This window comes from Rhodococcus sp. 27YEA15 (genome assembly GCF_049739425.1).
GTDB lineage: Bacteria > Actinomycetota > Actinomycetes > Mycobacteriales > Mycobacteriaceae > Rhodococcus_F.
This window is the reverse complement of sequence record NZ_JBMHHW010000001.1, coordinates 1,178,385-1,195,661: the sequence shown is the minus strand read 5'-3', so window position 1 is coordinate 1,195,661 and position 17,277 is coordinate 1,178,385. Positions and strand designations below refer to the sequence as shown.

General features: G+C 63.7%; 15 protein-coding genes and 2 pseudogenes. 5 read left to right on the top strand and 12 right to left on the bottom strand.

Translation table 11 applies throughout. The annotated features are described in order from the left end of the window. Window positions 1–145: 145 nt before the first annotated feature. From ABH922_RS05530 to ABH922_RS05520, 3 genes are all read left to right on the top strand, one after another. On the top strand, window positions 146–1,822 hold the full coding sequence (locus ABH922_RS05530) for an FAD-dependent oxidoreductase (protein ID WP_424805971.1): 1,677 nt from the start codon (window positions 146–148) through the stop codon (window positions 1,820–1,822). A 9-nt stretch (window positions 1,823–1,831) separates the two neighbouring features. Then, window positions 1,832–3,265 (top strand): ATP-binding protein, encoded by a 1,434-nt coding sequence (locus ABH922_RS05525; RefSeq protein ID WP_424805970.1) that lies wholly within the window; start codon window positions 1,832–1,834, stop codon window positions 3,263–3,265. 73 nt (window positions 3,266–3,338) lie between these two features. Then, window positions 3,339–3,692 (top strand): UBP-type zinc finger domain-containing protein, encoded by a 354-nt coding sequence (locus tag ABH922_RS05520; RefSeq protein ID WP_424805969.1) that lies wholly within the window; start codon window positions 3,339–3,341, stop codon window positions 3,690–3,692. Here ABH922_RS05520 and ABH922_RS05515 read toward each other — a convergent pair. Beyond that, window positions 3,685–4,359 (bottom strand): GntR family transcriptional regulator, encoded by a 675-nt coding sequence (locus tag ABH922_RS05515; protein ID WP_424805968.1) that lies wholly within the window; start codon window positions 4,357–4,359, stop codon window positions 3,685–3,687. The two genes, ABH922_RS05520 and ABH922_RS05515, sit on opposite strands and share 8 nt — an antisense overlap. A 195-nt stretch (window positions 4,360–4,554) precedes the next feature. Here ABH922_RS05515 and ABH922_RS05510 point away from each other — a divergent pair. Then, window positions 4,555–4,782 (top strand): annotated as a pseudogene (locus tag ABH922_RS05510) (alcohol dehydrogenase catalytic domain-containing protein); the annotation flags it as partial. A gap of 162 nt (window positions 4,783–4,944) precedes the next feature. Here the strand turns inward: ABH922_RS05510 and ABH922_RS05505 are convergent. From ABH922_RS05505 to ABH922_RS05465, 9 genes and pseudogenes are all read right to left on the bottom strand, one after another. After that, window positions 4,945–5,268 carry a 4Fe-4S dicluster domain-containing protein gene (locus ABH922_RS05505; RefSeq protein ID WP_424805967.1) on the bottom strand — a complete coding sequence of 108 codons (324 nt, stop codon included), beginning with the start codon at window positions 5,266–5,268 and terminating at the stop codon, window positions 4,945–4,947. Then, window positions 5,265–6,156 (bottom strand): annotated as a pseudogene (locus ABH922_RS05500) (hypothetical protein). The gene ABH922_RS05505 and the pseudogene ABH922_RS05500 overlap by 4 nt, the downstream one beginning before the upstream one ends. 209 nt (window positions 6,157–6,365) lie before the next feature. Next, window positions 6,366–7,271 (bottom strand): LysR substrate-binding domain-containing protein, encoded by a 906-nt coding sequence (locus tag ABH922_RS05495; RefSeq protein ID WP_424805966.1) that lies wholly within the window; start codon window positions 7,269–7,271, stop codon window positions 6,366–6,368. A gap of 96 nt (window positions 7,272–7,367) precedes the next feature. After that, on the bottom strand, window positions 7,368–8,582 hold the full coding sequence (locus ABH922_RS05490; protein WP_424805965.1) for an acyl-CoA dehydrogenase family protein: 1,215 nt from the start codon (window positions 8,580–8,582) through the stop codon (window positions 7,368–7,370). Next, window positions 8,579–9,418, bottom strand: a complete 840-nt coding sequence (locus tag ABH922_RS05485; protein WP_424805964.1) for an acyl-CoA dehydrogenase family protein — start codon at window positions 9,416–9,418, stop codon at window positions 8,579–8,581. Before ABH922_RS05485 ends, ABH922_RS05490 begins: the two co-directional genes overlap by 4 nt. Before the next feature lie 492 nt (window positions 9,419–9,910). Beyond that, window positions 9,911–11,683: an ABC transporter ATP-binding protein gene (locus ABH922_RS05480; RefSeq protein ID WP_424805963.1), complete on the bottom strand. Its 1,773-nt coding sequence runs from the start codon at window positions 11,681–11,683 to the stop codon at window positions 9,911–9,913. After that, on the bottom strand, window positions 11,680–13,554 hold the full coding sequence (locus tag ABH922_RS05475) for an ABC transporter ATP-binding protein (protein ID WP_424805962.1): 1,875 nt from the start codon (window positions 13,552–13,554) through the stop codon (window positions 11,680–11,682). Before ABH922_RS05475 ends, ABH922_RS05480 begins: the two co-directional genes overlap by 4 nt. Before the next feature lie 45 nt (window positions 13,555–13,599). Then, entirely contained in the window at window positions 13,600–13,971 is a 372-nt protein-coding gene (locus ABH922_RS05470) for a rhodanese-like domain-containing protein (protein WP_424805961.1), read from the bottom strand. Window positions 13,972–14,134: 163 nt separating this feature from the next. Next, on the bottom strand, window positions 14,135–14,383 hold the full coding sequence (locus ABH922_RS05465) for a hypothetical protein (protein ID WP_424805960.1): 249 nt from the start codon (window positions 14,381–14,383) through the stop codon (window positions 14,135–14,137). Between the two features lie 226 nt (window positions 14,384–14,609). On the opposite strand from ABH922_RS05465, the gene ABH922_RS05460 reads away from it, so the two are divergent. Continuing rightward, the gene (locus ABH922_RS05460) at window positions 14,610–14,990 is read left to right on the top strand and encodes a helix-turn-helix domain-containing protein (protein WP_424805959.1); all 381 of its coding nucleotides are present in this window, start codon (window positions 14,610–14,612) and stop codon (window positions 14,988–14,990) included. On the opposite strand, the gene ABH922_RS05455 is transcribed toward ABH922_RS05460, so the two are convergent. Beyond that, complete coding sequence (locus ABH922_RS05455; RefSeq protein WP_424805958.1) at window positions 14,987–16,780, bottom strand: AMP-dependent synthetase/ligase; 1,794 nt, start codon at window positions 16,778–16,780, stop codon at window positions 14,987–14,989. The genes ABH922_RS05460 and ABH922_RS05455 overlap by 4 nt on opposite strands. Beyond that, window positions 16,777–17,238, bottom strand: coding sequence for a MarR family winged helix-turn-helix transcriptional regulator (locus ABH922_RS05450; protein ID WP_424805957.1), 462 nt, complete (start codon window positions 17,236–17,238; stop codon window positions 16,777–16,779). The genes ABH922_RS05455 and ABH922_RS05450 overlap by 4 nt, the downstream gene beginning before the upstream one ends. Window positions 17,239–17,277 lie beyond the last annotated feature (39 nt).

Below are 17,277 nucleotides of genomic sequence, written 5' to 3'. Positions count from 1 at the left end.
CGCTCATGACTGACGAATCGAACAAACAATGACAATTCACCCAGCTCTCGATGGTTCGTGCGGCTAGCACACCCACATTTTTCTGCCGGACAGACAATGCGGTCGCATACTGGAGAAGTTGACCACCTCTTCGGGAAGGCACCGCGTGAGCGAACCGAAAACCCCGGCCAAACCGGCGATACTCAGCGTCGACGACGACCCCGGCGTTTCCCGCGCCGTCGTTCGTGACCTCCGCAAACGGTACGGGGAGAAGTACCGGATCATCCGAGCCGAATCCGGTGACCAGGCGCTCGACACACTGCGCGAGATGAAGCTCCGTGGCGACGCCGTCGCGATCATCGTCGCCGACTATCGGATGCCGGGTCTGAGTGGCATCGAGTTCCTCGAGCAGGCCATGGATCTGTATCCGATCGCGCGACGGGTCCTGCTGACCGCCTACGCGGACACCGATGCCGCGATCGACGCCATCAACGTCGTCGATCTCGATCACTACCTCCTCAAGCCGTGGGATCCCCCGGAGGAAAAGCTCTACCCCGTCATCGATGCACTACTCGACGCCTGGGCGAGTTCCGGCCATCGGTCGACCGAAGAGACGAAGGTGATCGGCCACCGCTGGTCGGAACGGTCGTCCGATGTTCGAGAGTTCTTGGCGCGCAACCAGCTTTCCTATCGGTGGTACATGTCGGACGAGCCGGAAGGTCAGCGCTTGCTCACCGCCGCCGGTGCCGACGAACTCCGCCTCCCGGTTGTCGTCGCCCCCAACGGCGACGTCTTGATCGAACCGTCGGACTCCGAACTTGCCGATACACTCGGGCTGAACACGACACTGTCGGAAGATTTCTACGATCTGGTGGTCGTCGGCGGCGGACCCGCCGGTCTGGGTGCCGCACTCTACGGGGCGTCGGAAGGTTTACGCACTGTCCTCGTCGAACGCCTCGCGACCGGTGGGCAGGCCGGCCAGAGTTCGAGAATCGAGAACTATCTCGGCTTTCCCGACGGCGTCTCCGGTTCGCAGTTGGCCGATCGAGCCCGACGTCAGGCCAACAAGTTCGGGGCCGAAGTCATCACGGCCCGAGACGTCGTGGGCCTCGAGGTCAACGGTTCTGCGCGTACCGTCCGATTCGACGACGGTACGTCCGTCGACGCGCACGCGGTGATCCTGGCAACCGGGGTGTCGTACCGACAACTCGTCGCGCCAGGTCTGGACGAGCTCACCGGACGCGGCGTGTACTACGGATCGGCTGTCACCGAGGCCGCGCGGTGCGGCGAGCAGGACGTGTACATCGTGGGCGGGGCGAACTCGGCCGGCCAAGCGGCCGTGTATCTCTCGCGTGGGGCGCGGTCGGTGACCATCCTGGTTCGCGGAACTTCTCTCGAAGCGTCGATGTCCTACTACCTCATCCAGCAGATCGAACGGAATCCCAGAATCTCGGTGCGGACCTGCACGGAGGTGATCGGAGCCGAAGGTGACGATCACCTCGAACGGATCATCCTGCGCAACAGGGCAACCGGAGAAGAAGACACGGTGGACGCCCAATGGATGTTCATCTTCATCGGCGCCGCCCCACGCACCGACTGGCTCGGTGACGTGGTGGTTCGCGACTGCAACGGGTTCATCGTCGCCGGCCCTGATCTGGTTACCGAGGGGACAACTCCACTCGGATGGCCACTCGATCGCGCCCCCCATCACCTCGAAACCAGCGTTCCCGGAATCTTCGTCGCCGGGGACGTACACGCCGAATCCGCGAAGCGGGTGGCGTCGGCCGTCGGTGAAGGCGCCATGGCCGTGATGTTCGTCCACCGCTATCTTGCTCAACACTAGGGAGATTCGATGACTGTCCCGCAATGCAGCCCGGAACTGCTACGCTCGCTGTTTCTGTTCGAGAGCTTGACCGACGATCAGCTCGAATCACTGTGCCGGGCCGGTCATATCGCCGAGATCGACCGTGGCCAGGTCTATCTCGAAGGTGAACCGGCCACGTGTTTCTACGTCTTGATAGAAGGCGAACTCGTCATGTCCAAGCTGTCGGGCGGCGAGGACATCGAAATCACCCGCACGTCGCAGCGTGGTGTGTACGCCGGCGGCTGGACCGCGTACCTGGGTGATCGCGTCCCCCAGATCTACATGGGGTCCATGCGGGTGACCACACCGTCGATCTTCTTCGTGCTCGACGCCGAAAAACTCGGCAACGCGATACGCGAATGGTTCCCGATGGCTGTTCACCTGCTCGAAGGTGCGTTCTACGGCAAGCAGAGCACGCGGCACGTCATCGATCAGCGTGAACGGCTGCTGGCACTCGGATCGCTCTCGGCCGGACTCACTCACGAGCTGAACAACCCGGCAGCGGCTGCAGTTCGGGCGACGGCGACCCTGCGGGACCGCGTCGCCGGGATGCGCCACAAACTGGGAATGATCGCCTCGGGCAAGTTCAACCAGGATTCTCTGGTCACCCTCATCCGGCTACAGGAAGAGGTGGCGGAGGTGGTCGCCAAGGCGCCGACGCTGACGCCGTTGGCGGCCGCAGATCGCGAGGACGCCCTGGCAGACTGGTTCGACGATCATTCGATTCGCAACGGGTGGGATCTCGCGCCTACGTTCGTGCAGGCCGGACTCGACACCGGGTGGCTCGAGAACGTGTCGGCAGCGGTGGACGACTCGGTTCTCGAAGGCGCGATCCGGTGGCTGAACTACACCATCGAATCCGAACTGTTGATGAACGAGATCGCCGATTCCACCACCAGGATCTCCACACTGGTCGGCGCAGCCAAGCAGTACTCCCAGATGGATCGGGCACCGTTCCAGACCGTCGACGTTCACGAATTACTCGACAGCACACTGATCATGCTCGGCAACAAGATCGGTGCCGGTATCGACGTGGTCAAGGAATACGATCCGACGCTGCCGCCGATCGACGCCTATGCCGCCGAGCTCAATCAGGTATGGACCAACCTCGTCGACAACGCGGTGTCCGCGATGGACGGGGTCGGTACGCTCACGATCCGTACCACTCGGGACGGCGATCGCGCGTGCATCGAAATCTGCGACACCGGGTCCGGTATACCGGACAACGTGATCGATCGGATCTTCGAGCCGTTCTTCACGACCAAGCCGGTCGGCGAGGGCACCGGTCTGGGTCTCGACATCTCGTGGCGCATCGTGGTCGGCAAACATCACGGCGAGCTGCGGGTCACCTCCCACCCCGGTGACACTCGATTCCGAGTGGTGGTGCCCATCGCTGGACCGGAACGACCGACCGAGAACTGATAGCAGTATTGCGGGCATCACCGCCGCAGGCGCACGATGGGACGACCGTCGTACCACACGAGAGGGTTGAACCATGACAGAAGCACTTCCAGCAGGTATAGATCCGAGCGTGCCGCCCAGCGGCGCGGGATGCGTCGAGTGTGATGCCGTCGGCGGGTGGTGGGTTCATCTGCGGCGCTGCGCGCAGTGCGGCCACGTCGGGTGTTGCGATTCGTCGCCAGGTCAACACGCGAGCGCACATGCCGCGACCACCAAGCATCCGTTCATGCAGAGCTACGAGCCAGGTGAGGACTGGTTCTGGAGCTTCGAGACCGAGCAAGCGTACGACGGGCCGGAGTTGGCGCCGCCGACGTCACATCCCGTCGATCAGCCCACACCCGGACCACGCGGGCGGGTACCTGCCGATTGGCAGGAGCAGGTCAACTGATCTCGGACCGGCGCTGCAGGGCCGCATGCATCGCCGCTCGACCTCCTCGTTCCAGATCGTCGTCGAGTGCTCGAACCGCCGCGTCGCCGCCGCCGCAGAGCTTGTCCCACAGCTCCCGGTGAATCACGGCAAGACGCTCAACGGAATAGTCCGGTCTCACCGCGGCCAACATGAACGCCAGTTCGGTTTCGCACGCTCGGTGCGCGCGCACGATCCGATCGTTGTGACTGGCCGCAACGATTTCGTGGTGGACAGCGGAGTGGGCTTCCATGACCTCACGCCACAATGCGTCGTTCGACAACGCCTCCAATTTCTCGACGGCCCGTTCGACACCCGTCCAATCGGCCCCGCGCGCCAGCGCCATTCGCAGCGCCCCCAATTCGATAACAGAACGGTAGGAACATATCTCGTCGATTCGCTCCGTGGTGACAGCCGGCACGACCGCACCCTTGTTACGCTCGTGCACGAGCAGACCCTCGGTGACCAACATCTGAATTGCCGCGCGCACCGAGTGCCGTCCTACCGAGAAACGCGCCACCAGCGATTCTTCGCGTAGTCGATCTCCAGGTTCCAGAGTGCCTTCGAGTAGATCGCCCCTCAGTGCAGATGCGATCACTCGCGGAGTGCTGCTCGTGCCGGTCGGCGGTCTCACCACCACAGTCGCCACCTCCTCTCCAGCCGTCGATCAGTCAGTTCGGTGTCTCGACATCGATGGACGTGACGCTCGCATACTACTGCGAACCAGACATCGACCACTGCTTGGCGGCGCGACTGCAATTCGACAACTGCAATCAGGTACGACCCCACGAAGTCGCAGGTCCGCGGGCCCAGCGTCGTCTCACCAGGGGATCGACGACGTGAGGTGTTCCAGGTGCAGCCGGGAACGGTGAAGCTGCACATCGCGTGGTGCGGGATCTGCGGAACCGATCTGCACGAGTATCTGGAGGGCTGATCTTCACCTTCGCCCCCAGGCATCCGCACCCCCTCGTCACACGAGAACGCGCCCGTCATCATGGGCCACGAGTTCTCCGGCACAGTCGAGGAGATCGGTGACGGCGTCGCCGACCGCGAGATCGGTGACGATGTGGTGGCGTCGGATACGTCCGTGACCACGACGCCGTCATCAAGGTGGTTCAGGACGGTGTGGTCGACCTCGCCCCGGTCGTCACCGGACGCATCGAACTCGACGATCTGATCGCCGAAGGCTTCACCACGTTGATCGAACTCGACGACACCGCGGTCAAGCTCCTCGTCAGGTCGTGGACGGTGGAACCACGTCCGGTCCCACCGCGAGCAATGATCCGGGTGCCCGGCCCTTTCCCCAGCCGATACTCTCGCGATAGCGTCCGATCTGACCCTCGTCGACCAGATCGGACGCGGACGTCGGGAATGTCTGTGGATGCACGAACAGTGCGTCGGCCGGGCAGTACGCCTCACACGTGAAACACGTCTGGCAATCGGATTGTCCGGCGATTTCCGGTATCCCCGAGGTGGTTCGGTCGAAGACGTCGGTGGGGCACACCTCGACGCACTTGTCGCATCCGATGCAGGTGTCCGCCAGCACCAGTTCGATCACGACGGCACCGGAACCGAACCGGTGACGCCGGCGGTAGCCGTCCATACCGAGCCGAGGCCGCCGGTGAGAATGTGGTGACGTTGCGCCACATCGAGTTCCGGCCAGTCCTCGCGCTTGCTCATCCCCCGCTTTCGGTCCGCGCCAGCGTGGAGTGGTACATCCAGCGCCCCACGGCAGTCATCGCCGCTGCCTGCCGGGCAGCGACGCGGCCGACTGCATCCGAGTCCAACTCCGAACATGCAGCACTCCATGCTAATTCGAGTTCGGTGAGAGCGTTCCGAATACGATCCCCGTGCCGGAGGTAGTTCAACTCCACGGGAGCAGTTGCAACTGAACGGCAGCGACCAGTTCCGACGCCGGCAATCGACTCCGTCCTGTCGGTTGTAAGCCCACGGTCCCGCTCCCGCGCACCTCGGTACCACCGCGTCTTCCGGTCGACCACGCGTGGTGGGCGGCCCCGGCACCCGCCCATGATCCGGACGACATCGCCCAGGCCGCATTGTGGCTTCCACCGCCGGTGAATCCACCGCAGATCCGTTCCCGCGTGGCAGCATCCCCCGCCGCGAAGAGACCCGGAACGGACGTGGCACAGTTCTCGTCGACGACGTCGATGCCGCCCGTTCCTATCCGTGAGGTGGAGGCCGCAACGGCGGCGAGCACCACCGATGGCTCCAGGCTGTTGAACGGGCGATATCGCACGTCCTCGCGGATGGCTGGGCCGTCGGCGAGGAACACCGCGTCGAATTTCGCGGCTTCGGCCTTACGCGCGATGTTGAGGTAATGGTCGAGCCCGAAGCTCCCCACGGGGTCCGTCCCGGGAAATCGCCACGAGCCACCGAAGACACCCGCATTGAGGATGTTCACATTGAGGTGGACCTGGCGTGTCATCGCCCATCACTCCCCGCTACGGTCGGTACCGAGACTGCTGTCATCACGAAAGTCCTTGTTCTCTGGTGTGAGTCGTCGAACGTCGATCATCGAAAGGTAGGTCGATCGAGCGATCGACTTCTCCGGTATTCGGAGGTGCGTTCCACCCCACAGGACCGCAACTCCTCCAACTACGTTCAACACACCCGGACGAGTGCACCGAAACGCAGTCAGGACGCCAATCGCAGTGGAACAGCGGCCATTCGGAGTGCGCGGATAGCAGCTGCCACTGCGGGCCGTTCCAGTGAGGCCTTACGGTAGGTGACGCCGATCTCCCGGGCCCCGTTCACCACCGGACAGGCGACAAGATGCTTCGCCGACTCCGGCACCGACATCTCGGGTACCACGGTGACCCCGAATCCGTGATCGACCATTTCGGCCATCGACCCGAAATTACCGGAACGATGCTCGATCCGAGGGGTGAACCCGGATTGTCTGCACGAGAACATGATCGAGGCAATGGACGGCGCTCCGTCCTTGGCGGCGATCCAATCGGCGTCGGCCACCGCCTCGAGCCCGTACTTCCGGGCACGCTCGTGCATCGATTCCGGTGCCAGCAGCACCAGTGGGTCGGTGAAGAGGAACTCCGTTCCCAGACCGACGGGCAGTTCGCCGGTTCGGAACGAGTACGTGTACGTGATGGCCAGATCAACTTCCTGTTGGCGCACTGCCGGAACCGAGTCCACCGGAACTGCATCGACCAACCGCACCCGCAGCCCCTCGTACTCCCGATTCAGGCGGGTCGCCGCCGGAATGGCCAGTCGACTCAGGGCCGTGTTGAACGTAGCCAGGGTCAGCACCCCGGACACCGACTCCCCCGTCGCGGCGACAGCGCTCTCCGCCTCTTCCAGGGCCGCGATGATGCGTGCGGTGTGGTCGACGAGAACCCGACCGGCGTGGGTAAGCCGCAATACTCGGCCTTCCCGCCGGGTCAGAACCGCACCTACCTCGTCTTCGAGGAGTCGCATCTGCTGCGATACCGCAGACGTGGTGATCCCGTGCCGCTCGGAGACTGCCGTCATGGTTGTCAATTCCGCGAGGTCGTGAAGCAGAATCAGTCGTCGTATGTCGTACATGAAATGTCCTCGCGGCCTCAGGGTCGTCCGTCACTACATTGTCCTGATGATCGTCGGGCGACGGCAGGGTTGGGATCACCGGGATTCGAGCGCCACTCAGACGTCCTTGCGGCCGTATCGGTCGAGAAAGGATTTCGGCTTCGTTCCGTTGATCAGATAGTCGCCGATCACCGCAGGCTTGTAGATCACCGGATTGTGCGAGGCCAGCGTTCTGGCGTTACGCCAGTGCCGATCGAGATTTCCCGGCTCACGCACCGTCGAGGAACCACCGGCGTTGAAGATCAGATTCGCCGAGTCCAGTACCGCGTCGATGATCGCGATCTGCGCTTGCGAGGTGTCAATGTAGACCTGGACGTAGCGGTCTGCGGTGTCCACCCCGCTCGCGAACTGTGCGTTGGCCTCGTCGAGTTCACGCGCGAGCGCGGCCACCAGTGTCCCCGAGACAAGGGCGTGCGTGGCGATCCTTCCGACAACGCTCTGGATCGCATAGTCGGTCTCGGCGCGATCGGACTGGGCGTGCAGGCTGGTGCGGGTTCGGCTGCGGACGAGCGCGACCGCGTCCTCTCGAAGGTTGCGGTTGATGCCGGCAAGTGTTGCCAGGTGAACGATCTGCACGAACGACGCCTGTTGGTCGAGAAAACCTGGTCGGTAGCCGAATTCACCGAACACGGCGACGGGCGCCTTGTCGAAGTGCGTGGTTCCGCTGGCCGTCAGTCGCTGTCCGATTCCGTCCCAGTCGTCGAGCTTGTGTACTCCGCTCGCCGTTGCGTCCACGACCACGAAACGTCGGTCTCCGTCCTCGTCCACCACGGACACTCGAACGTAGTCGGCGTACAGAGTGCCGGTGGTGTAATACTTTTCGCCGCTCACCACCGATTCGCCGTCCAGATCCGTCACGGTGGTCGAGATCTCGAACGTCCCACTCGCGGTGGGTTCGGACTGTGCGTTTCCGAATACCGCGCCTGCCACGATCTTCTCGAACCAGTGATCGCGTACCGGACCGTCGTCGAGATTGCGCAGTATCTCCACGGTGGTGAAGTGTCCGCGGACGATCTGGGGAATGTTCGAATCGGCTTCGCCCAATTCGATGAGTAGGTCGAAGAATTCGACGAGACTCAGGCCGAGTCCGCCGTTGCTCCGTGGAACGCGCACCGCCCCGAACCCGGCATCGAACAATGCCTGTACCTCGGCGAAGGGAAGATCCCGTTCGCGCTCACGCCTGGCGGCGCCCTCCGCGATTCGCGCGAAGGTTTCCCGGAACTCCGTCAGGGCGCTCTCCACTGAACGTGGGGCAGTGTGTACTTCTGTCATCGATCTTCTCCTGCGGAAGGTTGGTGCACCACCGCGTCCGCCACCACGCTGCGCACGATCCCGGCGATGACCGTCGTCAGATACAGCTGTGCGAACGATGCCTGGTACTTGTCCGTGGTGGCAGTGTCGTCGGCGGGCACGATCTCGTCCTCGTGTACCACGACGTCGCGGTAGCGCGTCGACCCGCTTCCGGTCAGGCGCTGACCGATCCCGTCCCAGTCGTCGGTTCGGTCGATCCCCGCCCTGGTGGCCGGAATCGCCACCGTGACCGGGCCGCCGGTGTCCCAGTTGGCACTCACCACGAGATAGTCGGCGTACAGGTTGCCGGTGGAATAGAACTTGTCGCCGCGCAGGAGCAGCTGCCCGTCTCGTCGACGGACCGTGGTGGTGAAGTCCGCCTGAGCGTCTCCGGACGTCGGCGTGTTCTGCTCACCGTGCGAGCCGAACACCAACTTCCCGCTCGCGATCTCGGCGAGGAGCCGATCGTGAATCGGGTTCCTCGTTCGCCCCAGGGCGTTCTCTACGAATCCGAAGTGATTGCGGAATGCGTGCGCGATCGACGGATCGGCGACAGCCAGATCCTCGACCACCTCGAGTAGTTCGGCGAGCCCGAGGCCCTGCCCACCTTCGGAAACGGGTAGACGAAGCGAACCCATGCCGGCGGCCTCGAGTCGGTCCACCCACTGGTACGGGATGTCACTCGTCCGGTCCCGGTCGGCCGCGCCGATCCTGATCTCCGCAAACAGATCCGCCAAACCCAGCTTTCGTGTCAACGGTCCGGGGTCGGCCGGTCCCGGGGCGCATCCGCCTGCGCGGGCCTCGCGTGCGGCGCTCACGAGGCCATTTCCGTCGAGAGGAGGAGGGCGCCGACAATGCGCCGATGTCGAACAGGTTTCACGAAAGATCTCCTTGTACAGGGTTTTTCGAGAGAGCGATGACGCACCGAAGACTGCGGTGCGCCGCGGGTGCAGAATTGCTGCGACGCCTCGTGCGCGTAGCCCGGTCACAGCCGAAACACGGATGCAACCAGATGCACCGGAGTTCACGAGTGAGTCAACGACAACGACAACACGACAGCGGATGCGCGTGAAACACGTCGTCGCTGCCGCGCAGGCGAGCATGATCGCCCGTGTCGTGGTCGGACACGCCTGACTCCTCGAGATCGAGAGTGATCGTCGTTCGCAGCCCTTCGGCCCAGGAAAGGCACCGCCGTGCATTGCTGTACGAACAACTATCGAAGGAATCGGGCGCAACTACAACCCATCGGAGCTACGCAATACCTTAAGTAGATCTTCACGCCCACCGACCCGTCGGCGGGCGTGGTCCACTCACAAGCTGTTCATGGCGTTCCACGCCTGATGCAGGGACGCATAGCGCCCACCGAGCGCCACCAAGTCCGTGTGGGAGCCGCGCTCGAGCAGGATTCCGTTGTGGAACAACAGAACCGTGTCCGCAGTCTCGGCCGTGATCATCCGATGCGCAATGGTGACCGTCGTGCGCCCCTTGGTCAGTTGAGCGAGTGCGCGCTGCACCCGGACGTCCGTGGCAGGGTCGACACCGCTGGTCGCCTCGTCGAGGACCAACAGATCCGGATCGACCATCGCGGTGCGGGCCAGTGCAACCAACTGACGCTCACCGGCGGAGAGCGCTTCGCCGCGAGCTCCTACGGGAGTATCCACGCCGTCGGCTAGTGAATTCACCCACTGCGCAAGGCCCAGATCGGCGAGTACGTTCATCACGTCGGCGCGCGTGGCTCCGTCGCTCCCCATCGCGATGTTGTCGAACACCGAACGGTCGAAGAGGAAACCCTCCTGCGGCACGATGGCGACACGGCGGGCGAGCGAGCTGTCGGTAATCGAACTGATATCCGTGCCGCCGAGTTCGATCACTCCGGCTGTGGGCAGGAGTTGTCTGGTGAGAAGTTTGGCGAAAGTAGTCTTTCCGGAGCCTGTCTCACCGACCACCGCCACGTGTTCGTGCGGCTCGATGACGAGATTCAGATCCGTGATCGCCTTCTTGGTGGCGGTGTAGGAGAACTCCACCCCACGTAGTTCGATGCCGACCCCGCCCTCCGGCAGCGCCTTGCCCTGGCCGTCGTCGACGGCCGCCGACGGCTCGGCGAGAAGCCCGAACACTCGGCGCATGCCTGCCACCGCGCTCTGCGAGTCGCCGAGTATCGAGACGGAGAACTGCAACGGCCGGACGAAGAAGGTGATGAGGAACAGGAAAGCCACCAGCTGGCCGGCAGTCAGATCGATCCAACCGACGTGCCCGGTACCTACTGCAGCGCCGAACAGCACTACCGCAGTGGTGATGGCCCCGCTGGCAAGCTCACCCAACGACATGTTGACGCCCAACGGGAACTGGGTCCGCAGCAGCGCATGTTCGGTGCGGCCGATCAGCCCGTCGACGCGGGCCTGGATGCGCGCGTCGGCCCCGTAGGAGCGCGTGACCTCGGCGCCGTGCACCATGTCCGACACCCCGTCGTAGAGCTCGGCCACCGCAACTCGCACGGCGCCGAACCTGCGGGCGATCACTCGCTGGACGATCCGCATGGCTATCACCGACACGGCCGACACCCCGATGACGAGCAACGCCAACGGCCAGCTGTAGATCAGCATGATCGACGCGGCGACCAGCATCTGCGCACAGTTCGCGATCAGGGTCACGCCACCGGTCTGAACGAACTGGGACACCGTGTCGACGTCGCTGGTCACCCGGGCGACCAGCGATCCACGGGCGGCGTCGTCGAACTTCGCGGGGGGTAGCCGAAAGATATGTTTGAACGTCGCAATGCGCAACGCCGCCAGAGAGTTCTCGCTGGTGCGGATGAGCCGCCGGTTGAGCAGCCACGACGCTCCACCGGCTACCGCGACGCCGAGCGCACCGACGCTCACGGCGCCGAGTAGCAGTGTTGTGCTGTCCTTCTCGGCATTGCCGTGCAGCAAGGCGTGGTCGAGTGCGTACTGCACCGTCAACGGGACGACGATGCGTCCGGAGGCGGCGACGAAAGCCAGGACGACCGTCAACCAGAGTCCGCGCAGTAGAAGAGGATTCAACTCGCGGGTTTTACGAATATTGGATGCCACCGATGCACTCACGGTCGGTCACCCGCTGCGTCGAGTTCGGCGTCCAGCTCATCGATCTCCATGCCGACCGCGTAGGCGTCGACGATGTCGCGGTAGTCGGCGTTCGATGCCAGGAGTTCGGTGTGTGTCCCGGATGCGGCCACTGCGCCGTCGTCGAGTAACAGCACTCGATCTGCCAGTGTCACCGTGGTTTTGCGGGCAGCGGTCATCACCACCGTACATCGGCGTCGGTGGAGGTGTTCGCCGACGAACTCGCGGCGGATGTTGTCCAGGACGTCTCGTTCGACGGCCGGATCGAGAGCGCTGGTGGCGTCGTCGAGGATGAGCAGGGACGGCGATCCGACCAGACCGCGCGCCAACGCGAGTCGCTGACGTTGGCCGCCGCTGAGTGAGGCTCCGCGCTTACCCACCTCGGCGTCCAAACCGCCGGTCACTGCCCTGACGAACTCCGCAGCTTCGGCGATCTCGAGAGCCTTCCACACCTGGTCGTCGCTGATGTCACGACCCAGGGTGACGTTGTCGCGGATGGTGTCGTCGAAGAGGAACGACGTCTGACTCACGACTGCCACGCGCGCCTCCACCTGACCAGCGGTCAGGTTTCGCACGTCGAGGCCGTCGTAACTCACGGTGCCGGAGTAGGGATCTGCCAGTCGGGCGAGCAACCGTACGAGAGTGGTCTTTCCCGAGCCGGTAGCGCCGACTATCGCAACGACGTCACCGGCATCGAAACGTAGGTCGAGGGGGCCGACGGCATCGCGGGCCGAGCGTTCGTAACGGTAGCGGGCGTCGTCGAATTGCACCGCGAGAGCGGCCGTTCCGGGGAGTTCTTCACTACCGAAACGGGTGAACTCCGTGGAATCGAGTACGGCACCGGTTCGCATGTTTCCGACCACCGCCAAGGGCAGCACGCTCAAGAACCGGCCGATCATGCCCAGTGGCAGTGCCATGGTCAGGAAGAGGTAGATGGTCTCCACCAAGGTGCCGACGGTCAGTTCACCTGCCGAGACACGGCCGGATCCGATCAGCAGGACCACCAACACCGTTGCCGTCGGCGCGAGCTCGATGACCGGGTCGAAGGCCGCACTGACAAACGACATCCGGGTGTTCGCGACCCGCGCTTGTTCTGCGGCGGCCACGAACCGTTCGGACTCGCTGTCGACGACACCGAGGGTCCGGACCACCTGCTCGCCTTCGATCTGCTCGTGCGCGACGGTGCTGACCGTCGCTCTGGCCCGTTGGGCTTCGCGCGCCCGCGGCGACATGACCCGCTGGTAGACGAAGTTCGCGATCAGCACCGCGATGACGAGGAGTACTGCTACCGCGGCGAGGTACCAGTCTGATCGAGCGATGTTCGCCAACGCCACCACAAGCATGAAGACGCTTCCCATCGCGAAGGCGAAGAACTGCATGGGCGCCCACTGCACTTCGACGTCGGAAACGACGTTGGAGAGCAGTTGACCGGTCGAATGCCGTCGGTGCCACGGAACGCCGAGTCTGGCGTACTGACGCACCAGATCTCGTCTCGTGGACGCCTGATTGCCGTACTGCACGTATGCAGCGGCCACGGCCCTGGTGACGATGGTGACCACCCGAAGCAGGGACACGCCGGCGATGGCGACCAGAGCGATCCACCAGTTCCGCGCCGGCACCGGCTCGTCGGTGAATGCGGGAATGACGAGATGGTCGGTGGCCCAGCCGATGGCGACAGCACTGAGCACCATGGTGGAGCCGTTGACGAGTCCGGCGATGATCGAGAGTGGGGTGGCGATGCGGAAGCCGGCGCTTCCCTTGGCCATCACCTGGACACCGGTTCTCAGGACTGTGCTGGTGTCCATCGAATCGAGGTCGTCACCGGTGAACCCCACGCCTCCTCTGGCCGACATCAGCGAACATCACGATCGAGTTGTGTTCGGGTCAAGAGCGCAGTACTACGACTGTGCCGACGCGGGTTCGGTCACGGTCAGTCCCGCGGCCTTCCAGCCGGGGAATCCGCCGTCGACGTGGACGACGTTGACGAAGCCACGCTCGAGGAGACCTTCGGCGACCGGTCCGGAACCGGCAATGGACCCGCACACCACGACGATCGGCTGATCGAGTGAAACGACCTCGGCGTGCTTGGTCGGCGAATCCAGCCCGAACTCTGCGTCCAGCTCGTTGCGATCAGCGATGACGGCGCCGGGAATGTCACCGTGATCGCCACGCCCCTTCGCGCTTCGCACATCGACGAGGAGCGCGCCGCCGGCTACAGCTGCGGCCGCGATCACAGGAGTGACAAGAGCTGGTTCTTTGTCGAGTGACATGAAGTTCCTTCGAAGTTTCGTTATGACAGAAATTTAGGTGCACATACTTTATATGCATATGCACCCATCTCAGTCTGCACAGATCGGACACGAACAACAAGCAAGCTGTTCTACCGGAATCGTTTAGATTTACTTCAAACCCACGCAGGCACGCCGCAACCCGCTACGATGCCTCGCGCTCTTCGTCCACACAGAGCGCCGAGTACTTGGCGAAAGCGTCCTGCAAAGCCACGGCCTGCCGTTTCCGCGCGAGATCGCGCGGTCGGCTCTGCTCGGCACCACATCGGCGCGCATGCTCGATCACCGCTTCTCGCACGACGCTGGAGATATCCGCGCCGGTGAGTTCCTGGAGCGCCTCGAGCGCGCGCAGTTCCTCTTCGTCAAAACGCACTGTTACCGATCGTCTAGCCACGACGAAGATGATACGGGCGGTTTCGCCGCCACGAGCGGTTGTCGGCAGGACTCCACACGAATGTGCCTGCACTTCATGTACTTCCCTTTTCGATCTGGCTGCGCAAATTTCCGCAGCCGGCCGATCACCGCCGGAATCTGCGGCGACTATGCTTCCAGAACCCCCGACCGTGGACCCCGCATTCGGAGGCCACCGTCGAACAAGCCCATGAATCGGAGTACCGCTGGTGAGTATCGACCGCATCGTGTCGGCCGTCGACAGTGCCGCCGCCGCGCGGATCAGCGCAGCACTGACAGACCTCGCCGCCACCTCGGTGGATACGCCCACGCTGTCCGTCGACGGTGTGCACTTCGACGTGCCACCCTCGGCCGTGGATGCCGTCGTCGCGTTGCTCACCCACCTCGCCGCCGGCGACAGTGTCGCACTCGGCCCGGTGGCCGAACTACTCACCACCTCACAGGCCGCCGAGATCCTGGGGGTCTCCGACACCTACGTCCGCAAGCTCGCCGACGCCGGAAAGCTCCCGATCGAACTGCGCGGCACGCATCGCCGCTTTCGGCTCGACGACGTAGTGGCCTATCGGGAGCAGATCGGCCGCAATTCCTAACGCTTCGCGTACAGACCTTCGATGTCGTCCTTGAATCGATCGATGACGATGTTGCGCTTGATCTTCAGCGTCGCGGTCAGTTCGCCGTCCTCTTCGGTGAGGTCGCGATCGAGAATCGTGAACTTCTTGATCGACTCCGAATGCGAGACAGTCGAATTGGCGTCGTCGACAGCCTTCTGCAGTTCGGCGCGCAGGCCCGCGTCGTCACGAAGGTCCGCGACCGTCGCATCGGCGGACTTGCCGTTCTCCGACTTCCACTTCGTGAAGACCTCGGGATCAACGGTCAGCAGGGCGGCGATGAACGGCCTGCCGTCGCCGACCACCACGGCCTGCGACACCAGGGAGTGAGAGCGAATCCGGTCTTCCATCGGACCGGGTGAGACGTTCTTTCCACCGGCTGTGACAAGGAGGTCCTTCTTGCGGCCGGTAATCGACAGGTAACCGTCGCTGTCGAGTTCGCCCAGGTCTCCCGTCTTCATCCACCCGTCCACCAGGGTCGATTTGGTCGCTTCCTCGTTGTTCCAGTACCCGGCGAAGACCACTCCCCCGTCGAGTTCGATCTCGCCGTCCTCGGCGATCCGGACTCCGTTGCCACCCATCGGCTGCCCGACGGTGCCGATCTTCTGTGCGCCCGGAACGTTGACACAGTGCGCCGCAGTGGTTTCCGTGAGTCCGTAGCCTTCGTAGATCGGGACGCCGACGCCACGCAGGAAATGACCGAGATCCGCGGTCAGTGCGCCACCGCCGGAAATGGCGAACCAGCATTCTCCGCCGAGCGCAGCGCGCAGTTTCGAGTAGACCAGCTTGTCTGCCAATGCATGCTTGACCTTGACGATCAGCGACGGACCACCCGTGTCCAGAGCCCGGCTGTACTCCTTGGCGGTGGCTTCCGCGAATCCGAAGATCGCCCCAGGAACAGCGCCGCCTGCCGCCGCCTTGTGCGCAGCCCCGTCGCGTACCTTCTCGAACACACGTGGCACCCCCAGAATCGTGTTCGGCTTGTACCGCTCGAACTGGGACGTGACAGTGGAGAAGTCAGACCAATGCGCCTGCTCGGCACCGGCTTCGAACGCGGTGAGGGAGACCGCGCGGGCGAGTACGTGGGCGAGGGGAAGGAACGTCAGGATCCGGTTACCCGGCACCGCGACCTTACCGATCGACGCGGTCTTGATGCCGCGCACCTCGGACAGGAAATTACGGTGCGTGAGAATGCAACCCTTGGGGCGTCCGGTGGTTCCGGAGGTGTAGACGAGCGAGGCCAAATCGTCGGCGCGAATACCGTCGAGGCGCTTGGTCAGTTCAGCGTCGTCGACGTCGGCACCCTGTTCGATCAGCGTCTGCACTGCGCCGTCGTCGATCTGCAGCACCGTCGCGAGCGTCGGCGGTACGTCCTGGAACAGTTTCTCGTGGGCGGCAGTCTCGACAATCGCCACCACCGACCCGGAGTTCTCGAGGATCCAGTTGACCTGGTCCTGGGAGGACGAATCGTAGATCGGCACACTCGCCGCACCGGCCGCCCAGATCGCGAAGTCGAACAACGACCACTCGTACCGCGTCGCGGACAGCAGGGCCACCCGATCCCCCGGCTGAACGCCGGCAGCAATCAGGCCCTTGGCCACACCCGTCACCTGCTCGGCGAACTCCGCTGCCGACACGTCGACCCACTTGTCACCGATCGGACGGGAGAACACCGTCAGCTTCGGTGTTCGCTCGGCATGGGTGAAGACCGTGTGCACCACCGAATCCGTCTCCGAGATGGTGAACTGGGCTTTGGTGCGGTACTCACTCACGTGACGTCATCTCCGTCGGTCGGTGATTGGTTGGCGATCCTGAAGCGGTGCAGAGCGCGAGCGAAATCCTCGATCTCGGTGGTGGTCCAATCCTGCAGTCTTTCGGCAACCTGGTCGAGTCGGCGCGCGTTGGCCGCGTCGAGATACTCACGCCCGGCGTCCGTCAGGTGCAACGGGTTGCCCTGACGGACGGAACCCGGATCTGCGCACACCCAGCCGGCGTCGACACACCCGCGCACCTGGCGTGAGATGGTCGACCGGTTTACACCGAACTCATCGGAAATCTCGGTTGCCTTGCAGCCGTCGTTGCGGCCGATGTAGGAGAGGAAGGAATGCTGCGCGACGGTCGGCTGATCGTCGGGTCGGCGATCGCCGACGATCATCTCGCGTGTCAACCGAACGAGCTCGTCGTAGACGGCAGGCGATCCGGTGAGCACCGCTGCTCCCTCTTGTTGCACTGGGCAACTATAACGCCGCCCCCGTTTCCGGGAAACCCG

Coding starts and splice junctions, on each gene's coding strand:
- ABH922_RS05495 (WP_424805966.1), bottom strand. CDS start 7,271: ATGTACGACATACGACGACTGATTCTGCTTCACGACCTCGCGGAATTG.
- ABH922_RS05490 (WP_424805965.1), bottom strand. CDS start 8,582: ATGACAGAAGTACACACTGCCCCACGTTCAGTGGAGAGCGCCCTGACG.
- ABH922_RS05525 (WP_424805970.1), top strand. CDS start 1,832: ATGACTGTCCCGCAATGCAGCCCGGAACTGCTACGCTCGCTGTTTCTG.
- ABH922_RS05470 (WP_424805961.1), bottom strand. CDS start 13,971: ATGTCACTCGACAAAGAACCAGCTCTTGTCACTCCTGTGATCGCGGCC.
- ABH922_RS05475 (WP_424805962.1), bottom strand. CDS start 13,554: ATGTCGGCCAGAGGAGGCGTGGGGTTCACCGGTGACGACCTCGATTCG.
- ABH922_RS05520 (WP_424805969.1), top strand. CDS start 3,339: ATGACAGAAGCACTTCCAGCAGGTATAGATCCGAGCGTGCCGCCCAGC.